The sequence below is a fragment of the Streptomyces bluensis genome (assembly GCF_014650715.1).
In the GTDB taxonomy this organism is placed as follows: Bacteria; Actinomycetota; Actinomycetes; order Streptomycetales; family Streptomycetaceae; genus Streptomyces; species Streptomyces bluensis.
The window spans coordinates 50878-68080 of sequence record NZ_BMVM01000021.1 but is presented as its reverse complement, the minus strand read 5'-3'; the positions used below and the strand labels follow the sequence as shown (position 1 = coordinate 68080).

General features: G+C 71.0%; 14 protein-coding genes. 2 read left to right on the top strand and 12 right to left on the bottom strand.

What is annotated here, in order from left to right:
- Window positions 1-27 precede the first annotated feature (27 nt).
- The 4 genes from IE262_RS34040 to IE262_RS34025 form a co-directional block, all read right to left on the bottom strand.
- Window positions 28-630 carry a GTP-binding protein gene (locus IE262_RS34040; RefSeq protein ID WP_189879163.1) on the bottom strand — a complete coding sequence of 201 codons (603 nt, stop codon included), beginning with the start codon at window positions 628-630 and terminating at the stop codon, window positions 28-30.
- On the bottom strand, window positions 617-1033 hold the full coding sequence (locus IE262_RS34035; protein ID WP_134028684.1) for a DUF742 domain-containing protein: 417 nt from the start codon (window positions 1031-1033) through the stop codon (window positions 617-619). Before IE262_RS34035 ends, IE262_RS34040 begins: the two co-directional genes overlap by 14 nt.
- Window positions 1034-1097: 64 nt before the next feature.
- On the bottom strand, window positions 1098-1574 hold the full coding sequence (locus IE262_RS34030) for a roadblock/LC7 domain-containing protein (protein WP_134028682.1): 477 nt from the start codon (window positions 1572-1574) through the stop codon (window positions 1098-1100).
- Window positions 1571-4135: a sensor histidine kinase gene (locus IE262_RS34025; RefSeq protein WP_189879161.1), complete on the bottom strand. Its 2565-nt coding sequence runs from the start codon at window positions 4133-4135 to the stop codon at window positions 1571-1573. Before IE262_RS34025 ends, IE262_RS34030 begins: the two co-directional genes overlap by 4 nt.
- Window positions 4136-4489: 354 nt before the next feature.
- Here IE262_RS34025 and IE262_RS34020 point away from each other — a divergent pair, with 354 nt between their 5' ends.
- Entirely contained in the window at window positions 4490-5446 is a 957-nt protein-coding gene (locus IE262_RS34020) for an ABC transporter substrate-binding protein (RefSeq protein ID WP_189879159.1), read from the top strand.
- 92 nt (window positions 5447-5538) lie between these two features.
- Here the strand turns inward: IE262_RS34020 and IE262_RS34015 are convergent, their stop codons facing one another.
- Window positions 5539-6354, bottom strand: coding sequence for an SAM-dependent methyltransferase (locus IE262_RS34015; RefSeq protein WP_189879157.1), 816 nt, complete (start codon window positions 6352-6354; stop codon window positions 5539-5541).
- 178 nt (window positions 6355-6532) lie between these two features.
- On the opposite strand from IE262_RS34015, the gene IE262_RS34010 reads away from it, so the two are divergent.
- A complete protein-coding gene (locus IE262_RS34010) occupies window positions 6533-7426 on the top strand; it encodes an adenosine kinase (RefSeq protein ID WP_189879246.1) in 894 nt (297 codons plus the stop codon).
- A gap of 13 nt (window positions 7427-7439) precedes the next feature.
- Here the strand turns inward: IE262_RS34010 and IE262_RS34005 are convergent, their stop codons facing one another.
- The 7 genes from IE262_RS34005 to IE262_RS33975 form a co-directional block, all read right to left on the bottom strand.
- Window positions 7440-8033, bottom strand: coding sequence for a GTP-binding protein (locus IE262_RS34005; RefSeq protein ID WP_134028674.1), 594 nt, complete (start codon window positions 8031-8033; stop codon window positions 7440-7442).
- Complete coding sequence (locus IE262_RS34000) at window positions 8014-8388, bottom strand: DUF742 domain-containing protein (RefSeq protein WP_134028672.1); 375 nt, start codon at window positions 8386-8388, stop codon at window positions 8014-8016. The genes IE262_RS34005 and IE262_RS34000 overlap by 20 nt, the downstream gene beginning before the upstream one ends.
- A complete protein-coding gene (locus tag IE262_RS33995) occupies window positions 8381-8809 on the bottom strand; it encodes a roadblock/LC7 domain-containing protein (RefSeq protein WP_134028670.1) in 429 nt (142 codons plus the stop codon). Before IE262_RS33995 ends, IE262_RS34000 begins: the two co-directional genes overlap by 8 nt.
- A 96-nt stretch (window positions 8810-8905) precedes the next feature.
- Window positions 8906-11752 (bottom strand): sensor histidine kinase, encoded by a 2847-nt coding sequence (locus IE262_RS33990; protein ID WP_189879155.1) that lies wholly within the window; start codon window positions 11750-11752, stop codon window positions 8906-8908.
- Window positions 11753-11949: 197 nt separating this feature from the next.
- On the bottom strand, window positions 11950-13134 hold the full coding sequence (locus IE262_RS33985; RefSeq protein WP_189879153.1) for an NAD(P)/FAD-dependent oxidoreductase: 1185 nt from the start codon (window positions 13132-13134) through the stop codon (window positions 11950-11952).
- A gap of 82 nt (window positions 13135-13216) precedes the next feature.
- Window positions 13217-14791, bottom strand: a complete 1575-nt coding sequence (locus IE262_RS33980) for an amino acid adenylation domain-containing protein (RefSeq protein ID WP_189879151.1) — start codon at window positions 14789-14791, stop codon at window positions 13217-13219.
- Window positions 14788-16722 (bottom strand): type I polyketide synthase, encoded by a 1935-nt coding sequence (locus IE262_RS33975; RefSeq protein WP_189879149.1) that lies wholly within the window; start codon window positions 16720-16722, stop codon window positions 14788-14790. The genes IE262_RS33980 and IE262_RS33975 overlap by 4 nt, the downstream gene beginning before the upstream one ends.
- Between the last annotated feature and the right edge of the window lie 481 nt (window positions 16723-17203).

The window sequence follows — 17203 nt, the reverse complement described above, 5'->3', positions numbered from 1 at the left end:
ATGACCGCCGGCGGCCCCGCGCCCGTGTCACGCCTCCGTGCGGGCCAGCGCGAGTTCGAGGACGACGAGCAGCGCGTCACGCACCGAGCCGCGCTCGCGGGCGTCGAACACGACGACCGGGACCTCCTCGGCGACGTCGAGCGCCCAGCGGACCTCGTCCAGGGTGTGCTCCACCGTGCCGTCGAAGGCGTTGACCGCCACCGCGAACGGGATCTCCTTGTGCTCGAAGTAGTCCACGGCCGCGTAGCAGTCGTCCAGACGCCGGGTGTCGACGATGACGAGCGCGCCGACGGCGCCCTCGACGAGGTCGTCCCACATGAAGCCGAACCGGTCCTGTCCCGGCGTACCGAACAGATACAGCTTCAGCGTCGGGTCGATGGTGAGGCAGCCGAAGTCCATGGCGACGGTGGTCGTGGACTTGGCCGGGGTGTGGGTGAGGTCGTCCACGCCCGCCGCGACCTCGGTGATGGCCGCCTCGGTGGTCAGCGGCTCGATCTCGGAGATCGAGCCGACGGTGGTGGTCTTGCCCACGCCGAAGCCGCCCGCCACCACCAGTTTGACCGGCAGCGGTGGTCGTACGGCGGCCGCCGGCACCGGGGTGGGGCGGGTGGCCGGTTCAGTCGGAGTCACGGAGTACCCCCCGGGAGTCGGGGATGGCGCGGAGACCATCGATGATCTTTCGCAGAACGGATGCGTCGCGGGCGGCGCCGGGGCGCGGCACATGCACCGTCAACTGCCCCTCGGCGCAGAGGTCCTCGGCCAGGACGCGGACGACGTTCAGGTGAAGCCTGAGCCTGGCCGCGATCTCCGCGACCGACTGCGGCCACCGGCAGGCGGCGATGATGTCGTGCCGCTCCAGGGTGAGCCGGTCGAGGGCGTCGATCCCCGCGGTGGTGGCGACGACCTGGGCCTCGACGGGGATCGCGCTGCCGGAGGCGTACCCCGCCACCCGGCCCTGGGTGAGCAGGAACGGCCGCACGGCGGAGGCCGCGCCGACGGTGGCACCGTCCGGGCCCGTGAAGCCGTCCGTCATGGGTGTCCCCCTCCTCCTGCGACTCCAGCGATTCCAGCGACTCCTGCGACCGGGTGGTCAGCGGTCAGCGCATCGCCGCGCCCCCGACGTTGTTCTTCAGTTCGAGGACGAGCTGGGGGCTGAGCGCGGCACCGGCACGGTTGGCGAACAGGGTCATCTCGTAGGCGATGTTGCCCAGCTTGGCCTCCTTGTCGGTGACCACACCGAGCACGGCACCGCTGCCGATCGCGGAGACCAGCACATGGCCGCCCTCCAGATCGATGATGACCTTGTTCAGGCCGCCCAGGCCGTAGTTGCCGGAGGCGCCGGCGGCCAGGCTGGTGATACCGGAGACGATCGCGGCCAGGCGCTCGGAGTCGGCGTGCTCGCGCTTCTGCGACACGGCGATGAGCAGCCCGTCGGAGGACACGGCGATGGCGTCGACCACGCCGGCGGTCTCGGTGGCGAACCGGTTCAGGAGCCAGGTGAAGTCAGCCGCGGCGGCCTGGAGGTCGGCCGGCTCGGCCCCTCCCGCCTGAGTGTCACCTGTCGACGTACTCACTGCTCCGCTCCTTCCGGGAGGTCGTTCTGGTGGTGCCGGCGATCCCGGCTGGACTGGTCCTGTGCGGTGGTACCCACGGGGCCCGTGGCCGCGTCGGTGGCCGCCGCCGCGTCGCGGTGCGCGCGCTCGACGGCGGCCTCGAACTCCTCGATCTGTGACCGGACGGCCTCCGCGTCGGCCGGGCGTGCCGCCTGACGCACAGCGTGGCCGGAGGTGTTCGCCGTACGGAGGGTGGCGCCCCGGACACGGCGGCGCAGGGGCCGGGCGGATCCACTGGACGCCTCCTTCGCGGCATCCCGGGGAGCCGGGGCGGTGTCGCCGCTCCGGGGCCCGGGGACGAACGGGAGCTCTGCGGACGGCTCCTGTCCGGGCCGGGGCGGCGGTCCGTCGGCGGGCTCCGGGGCACGGCGGGGGACCCGGTGGGGGAGCGGGGCGGGGTGCCCGGCGTCGGCGGCCCCGGGCGGTGCGACGGTGGAGGGCAACGGCCCGGAGGGTACGGAGGGCTCCGGGGAGCCGGCACCCTTGCCGGCCGTTCCGGCACTGCCGGAGGCAGCCGCGGCCTCCACTCCCACCGGGCTCATGGTCAGCAGCAGTGACGTCGGGACGGTCACGAAGGCGGTCAGGCCGCCGCCCACCGTGCGGGCCAGGGTGACCTCGATGCCCCAGCGGCGCGCCAGCGTGCCCACCACGAACAGGCCGAGGACCTTCGTCGGCACCAGGTCGAGGCGCTCGCGCCGGACCAGCCGGGCGTTCTCCTCGGCGAGGCGCTCGGGGCTCATACCGAGGCCGTGGTCGGCGACCTCGATCAGCGCGCCCTCGGCGGTGCTGCTGACGCCCACCTCCACCTGGCTGTCGGCGGGGGAGAAGGAGACGGCGTTCTCCAGGAGTTCGGCCACCATCAGGGTCAGGTCGCCGATGATGTCCGGCTCCACCATGACCTGGGTCCGGGCGGTGAGCCGTACCCGCTGGAAGCCCTCGATCTGGCCGAGCGCGGCGCGGACGACATCGGTGAGGGAGGCGGGTCCGGAGTCCAGGACGGTCTCGCGGATGCCGGCGAGGAGCATCAGGCTGTCCGCGTTGCGGCGCAGCCGGACGGCGATGTGGTCGATGGAGTAGAGGCGTTCGAGCAGGGCCGGGTCGGTCTCTCCGCGTTCGACCGCGTCGATGAGCGAGAGTTGACGGGTTGTCAGGTTGCTGACGCGGCGTCCGACGTTGCCGAACATCTCGGCCACGTTGCGCCGGCTGAGCACCTGCCGCTCCAGCAGCGCCGCCGCGGTGGTCTGTACGCGGTTGAACGCCCCGGCGAGCTCGCCGATCTCGTCGCGCGCCGTGACCGGCATCTCGCGCAGCCGCGGCGGTCCCGCGTCCTCGTCGTCGTCGTCGGCCACGCGGGCCAGTTCGCGTCCGGCGACGTCGGCCACCTCGCGGGCGGCCCCGGTCAGGGCCTGCACCGGCATGACCACCGAGCGGCGGACCGCCACTGAGAACGCGAGCCAGCAGACGAAGCCGAGCAGCGCGAACCCCAGCAGCCCGATGGCCCGTTCGTACGCGGTCTCGGAGGCGTGGTCGGCGCCGTCGGCGATCTGGCCGATGAGCGAGGTGGTGATCTTCAGCCGGCTCTCGGCCTGGTCGCGGTAGACGGGATACGAGTCCAGCGCTGTCGTGAACGCCCGGCGGATCTCGGCGGGGGACTCGGCCTGCAGCCCGCTGGGGTCGATCTGCAACTCGGCGTAGTGCTGGAGGATCGTGGCCTGCGAGGGGTTGTACCTGACCCCGCTCAGCTCGTCCGACTGGGCCTCGGTGGCGAACCGCCTGAAGCGGTCGGACTGGAAGGCGTACTGCTCGTCGAAGCTGACCGCGTTGATGAACTCGATCAGTGCGTTGCTGTCGCCGGTCCGGGCGGAGAAGACGCTGGTCTCGAAGGCGCTGTGGGCGGCGTCGGCGTGCAGCAGCGAGTCGAGCAGGTTGCCGGTGAAGGTGGCCGCGAGGGCGGCGTTGTGTTCGAGACCGAGACCGTCGATGACGCTCTTGGTGGCGCTGATGTACGCCGGATCGATGTTGTCGGCCGGGGTGTAGCCCGACTCGATGGTGCGGCGCAGGTCGTCCAGCCCGTCGATCTCCCTCAGGGCCCGCGCCTCGGTGTCGGGGAGCCGGTCGCCGAAGGTGTCGCGCACCTTCTCCACCTGGGCGTCCAGGGCCGCCTGGGCCTTGCGGTACGAGGCCAGTGAGGGTCCCGCGTCGTTCTGGTCGGCCTCGTGGCGCACGGAGAGCAGGATGGCCTGCTGGTGCTCGACCTCCACACGGTCCACGAGCACCGCCACCTGCACGCTGTCACGGACCAGCCGGGCCGCGGCGGCCGCGTCGCGGGCCTGCCCCACCTGGTCGGTGATGAGGTACGCGAGCAGCACGGCGACCACCGCGAGCGGCACGCCGACGAGGATGTTGAGCTTGCGCCGGAACGGCCACCGGTCGGCGAAGCCACGGATACGGAGGACACCGCCCGTGCGGTTCCGCGGTGCCGGGAGCTCGGGCGAGGTCGTGCCCGCCTCGTTCGTGGACACCAGGCCTCCTTAATGGGCGTCACATGGCGCACGAAAGCCTTACGTGACCGTTCTTGACCGGATCTGGCCGTTCGTCGAAGCGGAACGGGAGCATACAGCCAGAAAGGGAACCGACCTCGCAGAGGGGCTGCAAGGCGACTCCGGCGTCGTCCTCCGCCAACGTGCCCCGATGTCGGCCCAGGTGAGACTAGCGTCTCAACAGGCTCACCATCGATCACAATTGGGTAATAGTCGAAGCGAATCGGTGTCGAATCGGTGATCTGGTTGCTCTTGACGCATCTGGATCCGGGTGGATTGGATCAGGACAAGACCATCACGCACGTGTCCCCCCGCCTCCCAGTCCGGAACGGAATCGTGACTTCTACCCCTCCCCGCCGCAGGTCCCTCCGCAGGCACCCCGGTGCCGCCGCCGTCGCGCTCGCCGCCACCACGGCCCTGCTGGCAGGGTGCGGCTCCTCCGGTGACCAGGCAGACAACCCGCTCGACGACAAGGCCTCCGGCGACACCGTCGTCGTCGGTTCCAACAACTTCGCCGAGAGCATCCTGCTCGCCGACATCTACGGCGAGGCCCTGAAGGCCAAGGGCATGAAGGTCACGTACAAGCCGAACATCGGCAGCCGCGAGACCACCTACGGCCTGCTGAAGAACGGTTCCATCACGGTTCTGCCCGAGTACAACGGCTCGCTGCTGGCGTACCTGGACAAGACGGCCGAGCAGAAGTCGACCGAGGCCGTGAACGCCGCCGTGCAGGGCAAGCTCGACCCGAAGCTGACGCTGCTTCAGTCGTCGCCCGCCGAGGACAAGGACTCCGTCACGGTCAACGCCCAGACCGCGAAGCAGTACGGCCTCACCTCCGAGTCCACCCTCGCGGACCTCAAGGACGCCGCCCCCGACCTGGTCATCGGCGGCTCGCCCGAGTTCCAGACCCGCCACCAGGGCCTGGTGGGCCTGAAGTCGGAGTACGGCCTGGAGTTCAAGTCCTTCAAGGCGCTCGACGCGGGCGGCCCCCTGACCCAGGCGGCGCTGAAGAAGAACACCGTGCAGGCCGCGGACCTCTTCACCACGGACCCGACCATCATCAAGGAGAAGTTCGTGGTCCTTCAGGACCCGAAGAACCTCTTCGGGTTCGCCAACGTGACACCGCTGGTCCACAAGTCCGGCCTCCCCCAGGAGGGCGTCGACGCGCTCAACGCCGTCTCGGCGAAGCTGACCACCAAGACGCTGCTCGACCTGGACTCCCAGGTGCAGCTGGAGAACAAGGACCCCCTGGACGTCGCCAAGGCCTGGCTGAAGTCGGCGGGCCTGGACTGACATACGGCTCGCGCCGACGTACGGCGCGCCGACGCACGGCGGCGGGCGGTCCAGGACTCCCGGGCCGCCCGCGCCGCGTCGGGGGCGGTGCGCTACGGCTTGCGGGCCACCGCCCCGTACATCGCGATGTCCTCGTCCCGGACGCCCTGCTCGCCCATGCCGTCCGGGTGCCACTTGTGGACCTGGACGATGCCCGGCTCGACCAGTTCGAGGCCCTCGAAGAACTCGTGGGCCTCGTCGATCGTGCGCAGCCGCATCGGCATGTTCCGGGCGGCGTACTCGCGGGCGACGCGGCCCACCTCCTTGGGCGCGAAGTCGGCGGTGCCGATGGTCATCGCGAGGTGGCTGCCGGAGGGAAGGGGCTCCAGGAGACGGCGCACGATACCGACCGCGTCGTCCTCGTCCAGGACGAAGTGGACGATCGCGATCACGGTCAGCGCGACCGGCTTGCCCAGGTCGAGGGTCTCCCGGACCTCGGGAGAGTTCAGGACGGCCTCCGGGTCCTGGAAGTCGGCCTCGATGTACGCCGTCTTCCCCTCGGGCGTGCTGGAGAGCAGGCCCTGGGACAGGGTGAGCACGATCGGGTCGTTGTCCACGTAGACGACCCGGCACTCCGGCGCCACCGACTGGGCGATCTCATGGAGGTTGGGCGAGGTGGGGATGCCCGTGCCGATGTCGAGGAACTGGCGCATGCCCGCCTCCTCGGCGAGCCGGCGCACGGCACGGTTCATCCAGTCGCGGTTGGCGCGCATGTGGACCGGCAGGGCCGGCCACTCCCGCGCCATGGCGTCGCCCGCCTCCTGGTCGGCGGGGTAGAAGTCCTTGCCACCGAGGATGTAGTCGTAGATACGCGCCGAGTGCGCGTTCTCGGTGTCCATCCGGTCGGCCGGCCATCCGTTGTCGGACACAGCCATCCCCTCCTGTTTCCCATCGTGGATGGTTCTCAGTGCAGCGCCGGCAGCACCGTACTGGTCGGCGGGCTCCCCGAACTGACCGTCCCCGCCGTACCCTTGGCCCGTGATCAAGCAGCAGGGCGGGGGAGCGGGCACCTCGGACAGCGGAGCCGGGGCAGAGGGCGCGGACGGCATCGACGTCCTCGTTCTCGGCGGAGCCGGGGTCGACACGATCGTGTACGTCCCCGAGTTGCCGCTCCCGTTCGCCGACAGCTACATGGTGCCCGCGATCGAGACCCGGGCGGGCCAGACCGGCGACTTCCTGGCGGCCGGCGTGCACGCGCTGGGCCTCGGGACACACCACCTCGACATGATCGGCGACGACCACGAGGGCGACCTGGTCCGCGCGCTGCACCGTGAGCGGGGGATTCCGTTCACCGCGGTCCCCCTGCCCAGCGGCACCAGACGCGCGGTGAACCTGGTCGCCCCGGACGGGCGGCGGCTCTCGCTGTACGACAGCACCCGCACCCGGGACGCGGACCGGCTGCCGGAGGACACCGTCCGGGCCCTTGCCGAGGCCGCCCGCCACGTCCATGTGTCCCTCTCGCACCCCTGCGCCCACGCCCTGCCGCTGCTGCGGGAAACAGGGGTGACGATCTCGACCGACCTGCACGACTGGGACGGCGTCAACCCCTACCACGAGCCCTTCGCGCTCGCGGCGGACCTCGTCTTCGTGTCGGTCGCCGCGCTGACGGACCCGGAGAGGACCATGCGGGAGATCGCCGACCGCGGTCGCGCCCGGGTGGTGGTCGCCACGGCCGGCGCCGACGGGGCGTACCAGCTCGCCGACGGCGAGCTCACCCACATCCCCGCCGTCACTCCCGCGGCCCGCATCATCGACTCCAACGGCGCCGGTGACGCCTTCGCCGCGGGCTATCTCTTCGGCCACCTCTCCGGTGAGTCCCCGCGGCGGTGCGGACTCTACGGCGCCATCGCCGGCGCCCACGCCTGCACCGTCCCGGCCACCCTGACCGACCCCATCAGGCGGGACGAACTCCTCGCCAGGGCCGGGGAGTCGCGGACCTGACAGGTGTCAGTGGTCAGTGGCCGGTGGTCGCCAGGCGGGCCGCCGCCTGGGCCCGGGCCGCCTCAAGGACCGCGAGGAGGACCGCCTTGCTGGAGCTCCGCTCACGGACGTCGCAGAGGATGACCGGGGTGGAGGGGTCCAGGTCGAGGGCCTGGCGGACCTGTTCGGCGCTGGCCTCACGGCGGCCGTTGAAGCAGTTGACGCCCACGGCGAAGGGAATGTCCCGGGCCTCGAAGAAGTCGATCGAGGCGAACGACGCGTCCAGGCGGCGGGTGTCCGCCAGGACCACGGCCCCGAGGGCGCCCGTGGACAGGTCGTCCCACATGAACCAGAAGCGGTCCTGGCCGGGGGTACCGAACAGGTAGAGCACCAGCTCGGGGGAGATGGTGATCCGTCCGAAGTCCATGGCGACCGTCGTGGAGACCTTCTTCTCCACACCCGCCAGGTCGTCGACCCCGACACTCGCCGCGGTGATCCGCTCCTCGGTCTCCAGCGGCGCGACCTCGCTGACCGAGCCCACCATGGTGGTCTTGCCCACGCCGAATCCGCCCGCGATGAGGATCTTCAATGCGGTCGGCATGACCTGCTCAGAGCCGACGGATACCATCCATCACCCTTTCGATGAGTTCCACGCTCGGCTGCTCGCTCAGCGCGGGCGGGGCCTGGACAATGATCAGCTCGCCGTTGAGGAGGTCCCCACAGAGCACCTTCACCACGCTCACCGGCAGGTCCAGGTTGCCGGCGATCTCGGCCACCGCCACCGCGCGATCCCGGCACAGTGCCAGGATCGCCATGGACTCCGGTTCCAGGTGGTCGTGGTCCCACTCGTGGTCATGCCGTGAGACGACCAGCGTGATGAGGGTGAAGTTGTGCTGGCTGTGGCGCGTCCGTCCGCCGGTGATGGCGTACGGACGGACATGGCGCCCGGCCTGCTCATCGTCGAGCCAACGGGGTTCACGCATCCTGCACGTAACCGGCCGGGGCCTGCACACGGGGCGCGGCGGACAGGTACTTGCCCACCTGCTTGACCAGCGTGCCCATCTCGAAGGCCATCATCCCGACGTCGACCTCCTCGGAGGCGATGGCGGCGAGCCGCGCGCCCTGGCCGGCCGCGGTGACGAAGAGGAACGCCCGATCCATCTGGATGACCGTCTGCTGGACCTCTCCGCCGTGGAAGTGGCGTGCCACACCCCGGGCGAGGCTGTGCATGCCCGAGCCGACCGCGGAGAGGTGCTCCGCGTCGTCGCGGCGGATGTCCCGTGACTTGCCGATGAGGAGGCCGTCCCCGGACAGTACGACGGCGCAGCGGATCTCCGGTATCCGTTCCACCAGCCCGTCCAGGAGCCAGTCCAGCTGGGGACCGGAGTGTACCTGCTCAGTCATTCCTGAATGTTCCTCACAGTTAGTTGGCGCCTGGGTGCGCCGGTCAGGTGGCGCGTCGGGGAGAGCGCCAAGTCGTGGGGGCGCTTGTGGCGCCCGTCAGAGGGCGCCGGGGTCGCGCTGTGGCCGTGATGCCTCCCGGTCGTCGGTGTCGTCGGAGATCCGGGCCCGCTTCAGGCCCTGCTGTATGGCGACCATGGCACGGGCCGACGCGTCGGGCGAGAGCCCGGCCTCCCCCTTTTCGCCGCCGGGCTGGAGGTCCGCCTCCTTGCGCAGCTGCTGGGCGAGGCTGGCTCCCCGGGTCCGCTGCGGCAGGACCGTGGGAGTGCTCAGGGAACCGGAGGCCGACGCCGGGTTCGCGGCGGGCGCCGGGACCGAGCCACGGGTGGGGGCGGATCTGTGGGGCTCGCCGGCCGGCCGCGCGTCGGTACCGCGAGCCGAGGCTCTGGCACCGGCGTCGACACCCGCGCCACGGGACACCGACGTCGAGCCGACTCCCGTGCCCGCACTCGCGCTGAGTCCCGCTCCGCCGCTGAGTCCCGCTCCGCCGCTGAGCCCTGCTCCACCACTGAACCCCGCACCGGCAGCAAGTCCGGCACCGACTCCCGCTCCGGCCGTGGCCTCCGCACCGGCGGGGACGCCCCGTTCCGCGGGATGGCCGTAGCCGGGCTCGGCGTGGTGAACGGGGTGTTCCTGCGGGGCGGCCCATGCCGTCGGACCGGAGGCGCCGTTGTCCGCCGCGGGGGGCAGCAGACCCGCACCGCCGTAGTCGGGGAACCCGCTGTAGTCCGGCATCCGTGTGTGCGTCAGTACGTCACCGCCGGGGGCGGCGACGACCGTCGAACCGGCGGTCATCTCGCCCGCCCCGGCGCCCACGCCGGCGAGCGCGGTCTCGGCCACCGCCGGGGGCACGTCGGTGTCCGCCGTGTCGGCCCCGCCGATCCCGGTGCGTTCGCTCGGCGCCTGCACCTGGTTCACCGTCGCGGCGGCCGACTTCAGCTGGTCCAGGACCGGCGAGTCGATCTCTTCCAGCAGGTCCGAGGGCAGCAGCATGACGACGAGCGTGCCGCCGTACACCGACTCGCGCAGCTCCACCTTGATGTGGTGCCGCTCGGCGAGCCGGGCCACCACGAAGTGGCCGAGGCGCGGGTCCTCGCCCAGCGCCGTCATGTCCAGCTTGGGCGGGTGCGCGAGCAACTCGTTGGCCTTCTCGCGCATCTCCTCCGGCATGCCGAGGCCGTGGTCCTCGACATGCACCGCGAGGCCCTTGGCCACCTTCGTCGCGCTGATGAACACCTGCGTTTCCGGCGGCGAGAAGCTCGTGCCGTTCTCGATGAGCTCGGCGAGCAGGTGGGTCACGTCGGCGACGGCCCGGCCGGTCAGGGCCAGACGCCGGTCCGCGGGAAGGTTCTTCACCTTGACCCGGGTGTACGCCTCGGTCTCCGCGACGGCGCTGCGCATCACGTCGGTGATGGAGACGGGCGCGGTCATCCGGCGGCTCGGCGGGGCGCCGGAGAGGATCACGAGGTTCTCCGCGTGCCGCCGGACGCGGGTGGCGAGGTGGTCGACCTTGAAGATGTCCTTCAGCAGGTCGGAGTCCTCGTGCTTGCGCTCCAGGTCGTCCAGGAGCGAGATGAGGCGGTGGATGAGGATCTGCGTACGGCGGATGAGCTGCGCGAAGACCTTCTCGGTGCCCTCGCGGCCGAGGTTCTGCCGTACGGCGGTGTCGGCGGCGACGCGGCCGAGGTGGTCGATGGCCGCGCCGAGCCGCTCGATCTCGTCGGCGGAGGGGTGGGCCTGGTGGGCGAGCGACTGCGGTTCGATGCGCTCGCCGCGCTCGATGCGGGCCAGCACCTGCGGCAGCCAGACACCGGACAGTTCCTCGGTCTTCTGCTGGAGTTCGGCCAGCCGGTCGATGGCGGAGCGGTGGCCGCGCAGGGCCAGCAGCCCGCCGGCGACGAGCGCGGCCAGTGTGGCCGCGGTGCCCAGGAGTACGCCGATCAGCAGGTCCCCGGCGCGGTCGGAGGCGGAGTCGCCCACGCCGCGCACGGAGTCGGCGCCCAGCGTCTGCAGGTCGCCGACCACGGTCCCGGCGGCGTCCGGCCACGACGGCGCGGGCCGGGGCAGCTCCGTGCCGCGGGCGCCCGTGACGGCGTCCTCGACGGCACCGATCGATGCCCACTGGCGGCTGTCGGTGATCTCCCCGTAGGAGGCGGCCCCGCCGGCGGGCAGGTCACGGGCGGTCAGCGCGGCCCGCAACTCCCGCTGGACCGCCTGGTACTGAAGGAACTGGGCGCGGACCGTCTCGCTCATCTGCCGCGACGGCAGCGCGCCGGAGATCAGCGCGTCCTCGCGCGAGAGCATCTCCGTCAGCCGGATGACGGCCGTCGTGGCGGTGCCCGCCTGGGCGAGGGACGCGTCGTCGCTGTCCAGGGCGGCGGCGATCACGTCGGTGCCGTTGGTGACGGCGCCGGTGAAGTACTGGAAGGCGCCGGCGCTGTTGAGGCGGGCCTCGTCGATCGCCTTCCGGCGCTCGATCAGCTTGTCCAGCGCCTCGTCGAGCTTCCCGCCCGCGCTCGTCAACGCCGAGGTGTCCAGCCCGGAGGAGGACTTCGTCTGGTACGAGGCGACGGCGGCATCCGTCTTCTCGCGGGCCTCGTCCAGCTCCGCGCGGGTGGCGCCGCCGCGGCTCGCCAGCCACATGGCGGTGAGACGGCGCTCCTCCTGGAGCCGGGTGATGAGCTCCTGTGCCGGACCGGCGACGGCGGACGCCCGGTCCGTCTCGGCCAGCAGCTGGATCTGCTCGTCGACGAGTCCGACCGCCGTGTAGCCCCACACACCAGTGGCGAGGACTGCGGGCACGACGAACGGCACGACGAACGAGAACCGGAGATTCTTGCGAGAGGCGGACCGATGACGTGTCCGCCGGTCCCGGGTGCCTGGCATCTGATTCCTCGTACGACAGCGAAACACTGGTTTAACGGTCGGGGCGTTGGTGCGCAGTGCCCGAGATCCCCCGCGCGTGCCGCCTTGACAAGGGCTGGGCATATGTCAGCGGCCGGGTGAACCGTACCAGGCCCTCGGCTCACCGTCAGCATCCGCCTGACCACAACTTCCAGCGCATTCACACCAGTTGACGGAAATCACAAAAGTGCCAGAAGTTTTGGGGTGTATAGTGCGCCGGCCGAACCGATCCCGGCCACCGTGTCGAAGTAGATCGAGGTCAGTTCGGCATCCTGCTGCACCGCCCTCAACAGCGACAACCGCTGTTCGTGCGGATCCAGTTGAGCGACCCCCAGCGTGGCCTCGTAGCCCGCCGTGAGGGTGTTGTCGCGCTCCTTGGCGTACTCCTCCAGCGCGGCGTCGAGCCGTTCCGGACTGCTTCCCAGAACTGGACCTGCATGTTTCACAAAAGATTCTACTTGTATGAACGCGTCGCTGATTCCGCGTGCGGTGATGGAGTCCTTGTGATGACCCGAGTCGCCGACCAGCACCCAGCCGCGACCGGACGCCTGCCGGAAGAAGTTCTGCTGGTCGCCCGTGCCGCGCAGCCGTTCGACCGGCTGCTTGCCGTCCAGACGCTCGTACAGTCCGGGCGCGGTGGTGCGGATCTGCTCCAGGTAGGCGCCGAACGCGTCCGCGCGGACCTCGTCGAAGCGGGACTGCGGGAAGTAGGTGAGGACCAGCGTCGCGTCGTCGTGGGTGGCCACCGCCGCCACCCAGGCCCCGGCTCGTTCGTGCAGCTCCATGGTGGCCGGCACGTCGGTGAAGTACGTGTAGTACGCGCAGGTCAGTCGAGGGTCCTCGACTGTGTACGGCGCCTTCACGAGGTCGGCGACCGTGGAGCGCATGCCGTCGGCGCCTACGACCAGGTGGGCGCGCTCGCTGAAGGGCCGCCCGCCGTGCCTGCCCTCGACGCCGACGACCCGCCCGCTGTCGTCGTGCAGCAGGCCGGTCACCTGGCACTTCTCGCGGTACTCGGCGCCGGCCGCGATGGCTGCCTCGACCAGGACGGCGTCCAGGACGCGGCGCCGGGGGGCGTACGCGGCGCGCTGGCCCTCGACACCCCGGGCACATCCTTCGAGCCGTATGTCCGCCACCTCGTACGACACCCGCTCAAGGGGCGGGCAGCCGGTGGCGCGCAGCGTGTCGAGCAGGTTCCAGCGGGCGAGGGTCGCGATGCCCGGCTGGTGGATGAGATGGGTGGAGAGGGTGTCGGAGCCGAAGGCTCCCTTGTCGAGCAGGAGGACCCGGTGTCCCGCACGGGCCAGCAGCATGGCGGTGGGGGCCCCGGCGCAGCGCGCCCCGACCACGATGGCGTCGAACATGTGGGTGCCTCACTTGCGGTATTGAATTGAGCGGTTGGAGAGGATGTGGGGGGGGTTGGGGGAGGTGTGAGGGGGCGGAGGTTCAGCGGGAGCGGGAGAGTTCCGTGATCAGGGCCCTGCGGTCGATCTTGCCGTTGACGTTGAGGGGCAGCGCGTCGAGGACGGAGATCCGGCGGGGCAGCATGTACGGCGGCAGCCGGTCACGCAGGCCCGTGAACAGTGCGTCGGTGTCGCAGCCGGGACCGCTGACCACGGCCTCCAGCTCCGGCTCGCCGTCGGGGGCGGGAACCGCGAGGACGATCGCGTCCCGCACACCGTCCTGTTCGCGCAGCATCGCCTCGATCTCCCCGAGCTCGATGCGGTGGCCGCGGATCTTCACCTGCTGGTCGGTGCGCCCGAGGTGGATCAGCAGGCCGTCCTTGAGGGCCACGTGGTCCCCCGTGCGGTACCAGTGCCCCTCGGCCGGGCGGCCCGTCGCGTCGAGGTCGACGAAGCGGCCGGGGTTGTTCGCCGGGTCGAGGTAGCCGGGGAACCGCTGCGGGCCGCGCATGCACAGCTCGCCGTCGTCGGAGGGCTTGCCGTCCTCGTCCAGCAGCAGGAAGTCCAGCGTCGGGAAGCAGCTGCCGATCGGTGCCGTGCCGTTGGGGGTCTCGGGCCAGTCGGCGAGGTCCGCGGGGAAGCGGTAGCCCGTGCAGGAGATGGTCAGCTCGGTCGGTCCGTACAGCACTTCGAGGGCGCTGTCCGGTGCGGCCTCCCGCCACTCACGGGCCGCCGCCAGCGTGAGGGGCTCACCGCCGAAGATGCTCCACCGCAGCGTCGGCATGCTGCCCGGCTTCAGGGTGCCCAGCCGGGAGGCGAAGGTGATCAGGGACGGCACCGAGAACCAGTGGGTGAGCCGCAGGGTGTTGACGGTCTTCACCGGGGACAGGAGCTGGCTGCGCGCCGGTACCACCAGCGTGCCCCCACCGGCCCAGGTGACGAACAGGTCGTGCACCGAGCCGTCGAAGGTGAGCTCGAAGGCCTGCGAGAGGCGGCTGCCCGGCCCGATGCCGTAACGGGAGGCCACATGACTGAGATTGGCCGAGATGTTGCGGTGGGTGATCGGCACGCCCTTCGGCGCACCGGTCGAGCCGGACGTGAAGATGATGTACGCGAGATCGTCCGGAGCGACCCGTGGGTGCTCGATGTCGGGCGTGGGCTCGGCGGCCAGGTCCCCCAACTCACTCGGCACCAGGACAAGCTGAGGAATGGCCGGATTGTTTCCGGGCGTGTCCGTGAGCACGAGGTCCAGCTCCGCCGCCCGTACGATGTCGGCGGTCCGCCCCGCCGGATGCTCCGGATTGAGCACGACGACGGTCGCGCCGGCCCGCAGGATCGCCAGGTAGCCCGCGTACGAGACCACCGACCGGCTCGCCATCAGCCCGACCCGTCGCGGCGGGGCACCGGCCCCCGCCGTGACCAGCCGCCCCGCGATCCGCTCCGCGAGATCACGCAGCCGCGCGTAGGTGAACTCCTCGCCGTCGACCTCCAGGGCGACCACCGAGTCTCCGAACTCGTCGGCGGACCGGGCGAACCAGTCGTAGAGGGTCGCCGGGTGGCTCACCGCCCCGGCCGTGCTCTGTGCGGCCTCGGAGGTCCGGATCTGCGGATCAGTCATCGCGCCGCGGCCTCCAGAGCCCGGGTCCACTCGCGTAGTTCGCCGACCGTGCGCAGCCGACCGAACTCCTCGGGGTCGACCTCCTGGTTGGACCGTTTCGTCAGCTCGACGACGATGCGCAGCTTCGCGAGGGAGTCGATGCCGATCTCGGTGAGCGTGGAGCCGTCGTCGAAACCGGTGCGGGCGTGCTCACGCAGCACCCATGAGGTCAGGTCGCCGTCCTCGGTGGAGGTCCCCTCGCCCGGCCAGTACCGTTTTGTCTGCCAGGGATACAGGGGGAGCGGCACGTAGTTGCCGCCCTTCTTGAACTCCCGGTTCCAGTCCACGTACTCGCCCCTGCGGTACTGGGCGGCGAGCACGGAATCGCCGCCCGCGCCCGGCACCCCGGTGAGCGCGGCGACCAGCTCCTCGTGGGTGGCGCCGACGACGGCCATCCGGTGCTCGTGGTGCTGGCGGCGAGTGGCCGCGCTGAAGCAGATGTCCCGCACCGAGTGGGCCCAGCCGGGTCCGGTGGGGGAGAGGTACTCGGCGTACCTGCGGGCCAGCGCGTCGAGGGCGGCGGGCGTGCGGGCGGAGAGCGGGAGCACGTACGGTGTGCCCGGCTTGGCGTCCCTCACACGGGACCTGGGGGCGTCCGCCTGGCGCAGGACCACATGGGCGTTGAGCGCCGAGGAGCCCTGTCCGGAGACGCCCGCGAGGGCCGGCCGCCCGCGGTCGGGCAGCTTGCAGAGCGCGCCGGGTATCGCCAGCGGCAGCCTGTCCCAGGGGACCTTGGGGTTCGGGGTGCTGAGGTGGAGGCTGGCCGGCACCTTTCCGTGCTCCAGGCACAGCACCGTCTTGATCAGCCCGGCCAGACCGCCGGCGGCCTCCGCGTGCCCGATGTTGGTCTTCACCGATCCCACCAGGAGCGGCCGGTTGGTCGGCCGCCCCCGGCCCAGCACCTCACCCAGCGCGGTGAGCTCCAGCGGGTCGAAGGAGGGGGAGCCGGAGCCGTGCGCCTCCACGTAGTCCACCTCGGCCGGGTCCAGTGCGGCGTCCTCGTACGCCCAGCGCAGCACCTCCAGCTGCCCGGCGAGCGAGGAGTTGAGCACCGAGTCGCTGGTGCGGCCGTCGTTGCCGATGGCGCTGCCCTGGATGACGGCGCGGATGCGGTCCCCGTCGGCGAGGGCGGAGTTGAGCGGCTTCAGTACGACGACGCCGACCGCGTCGCTCGGCGCGTGCCCGTCGGCTGCCGCGTCCCCGAACCGGCTGCGGCCGTCGGCCGACATTCCCCCGGCCGCGGTCATCACCAGACCTTCATCGGGGCGTATCTTGATGTTCACTCCGGCCACCAGGGCGATGGGGGACTCCCTGGCCCGCAGACTCTGCACCGCCTGGTGAACGGCGGTCAGCGACGATGAGCACGCCGTGTCGACGACGACGCTGGGCCCGCGAAGGTCGAAGAAGTGGGACAGCCGGGCGGCCAGCAGCGAGCGGAAGTTGTGGAGGTGGGCAGCCGTCACCCCCTCCGGCCCCTGCCGGAGAGCCAGCTCCAGATAGTCCGCCCGTGCGTTGCCCACGAACACCCCGGTTCGGCTGCCGGCCAGCTGGTCGGGCCGCTGGCCCGCGTCCTCCAGCGCCTCCCAGGCGGTCATCAGCAACAGCCGCTGCTGGGGGTCGAGCTCGACCGCCTCCGCCCCGGACATGCCGAAGAACTCGGCGTCGAAGTCGGCGGCGTCCACGTACCCGGCGCGTCGGCTGGCGAGCTTGCCGGGGCCGGGATGGGGATCGAACAGAGCGTCGACATCGTAACGTTCCGGCGGGGTTTCGCTCGTGACGTCGCTACCGTTGCGCAGCAGGGCCCACAGTTCATCGGCCCCGGACGCACCCGGGAGTCGGCAGGCCATACCGACCACTGCCACGGACCGTGAGTCCACGTCCGACCTCTTCAACGGAACTCTCCTTCACTGCTTCGTCGATGAGCGTGTGTGATGGCGCGCTTGACGTCCGCTTCGCCACCGGGGTCCCCGGCTGCGGGCGGGTGGGAACGGGTTATGAGTGTGAGGCGAGTTCCCGGACCTCGTCGACCGGAGTCTCCGCCGTGCAGCTCGGTGCGTGGCCTGTGCATAACCGGAACGGCGGCCGACCGCTCCGGATAGTGCACCGTGACACTGTGCGCTCAGTGGATCTTGGCGTGAAACCGCCCAGGACGCCAGGGTGTTCCCGCCCACACTCCCGTCGTGGTGCCCGCGTGTCGAACCGCTCTTGCCCCACCGACCCAAGCCCTCTCTCCCCAGCGCGCCGTACGGGCGATCGTCGAAAATCGGCCCACCGCACGATTGTCGTACGCAAAACCGTTTCCGCTCGTTTGCCGCTCAAGGATTGGCGGGAACTGATCGCCCGAGGTTGAAACCTGCAAATATTTGGACAGAC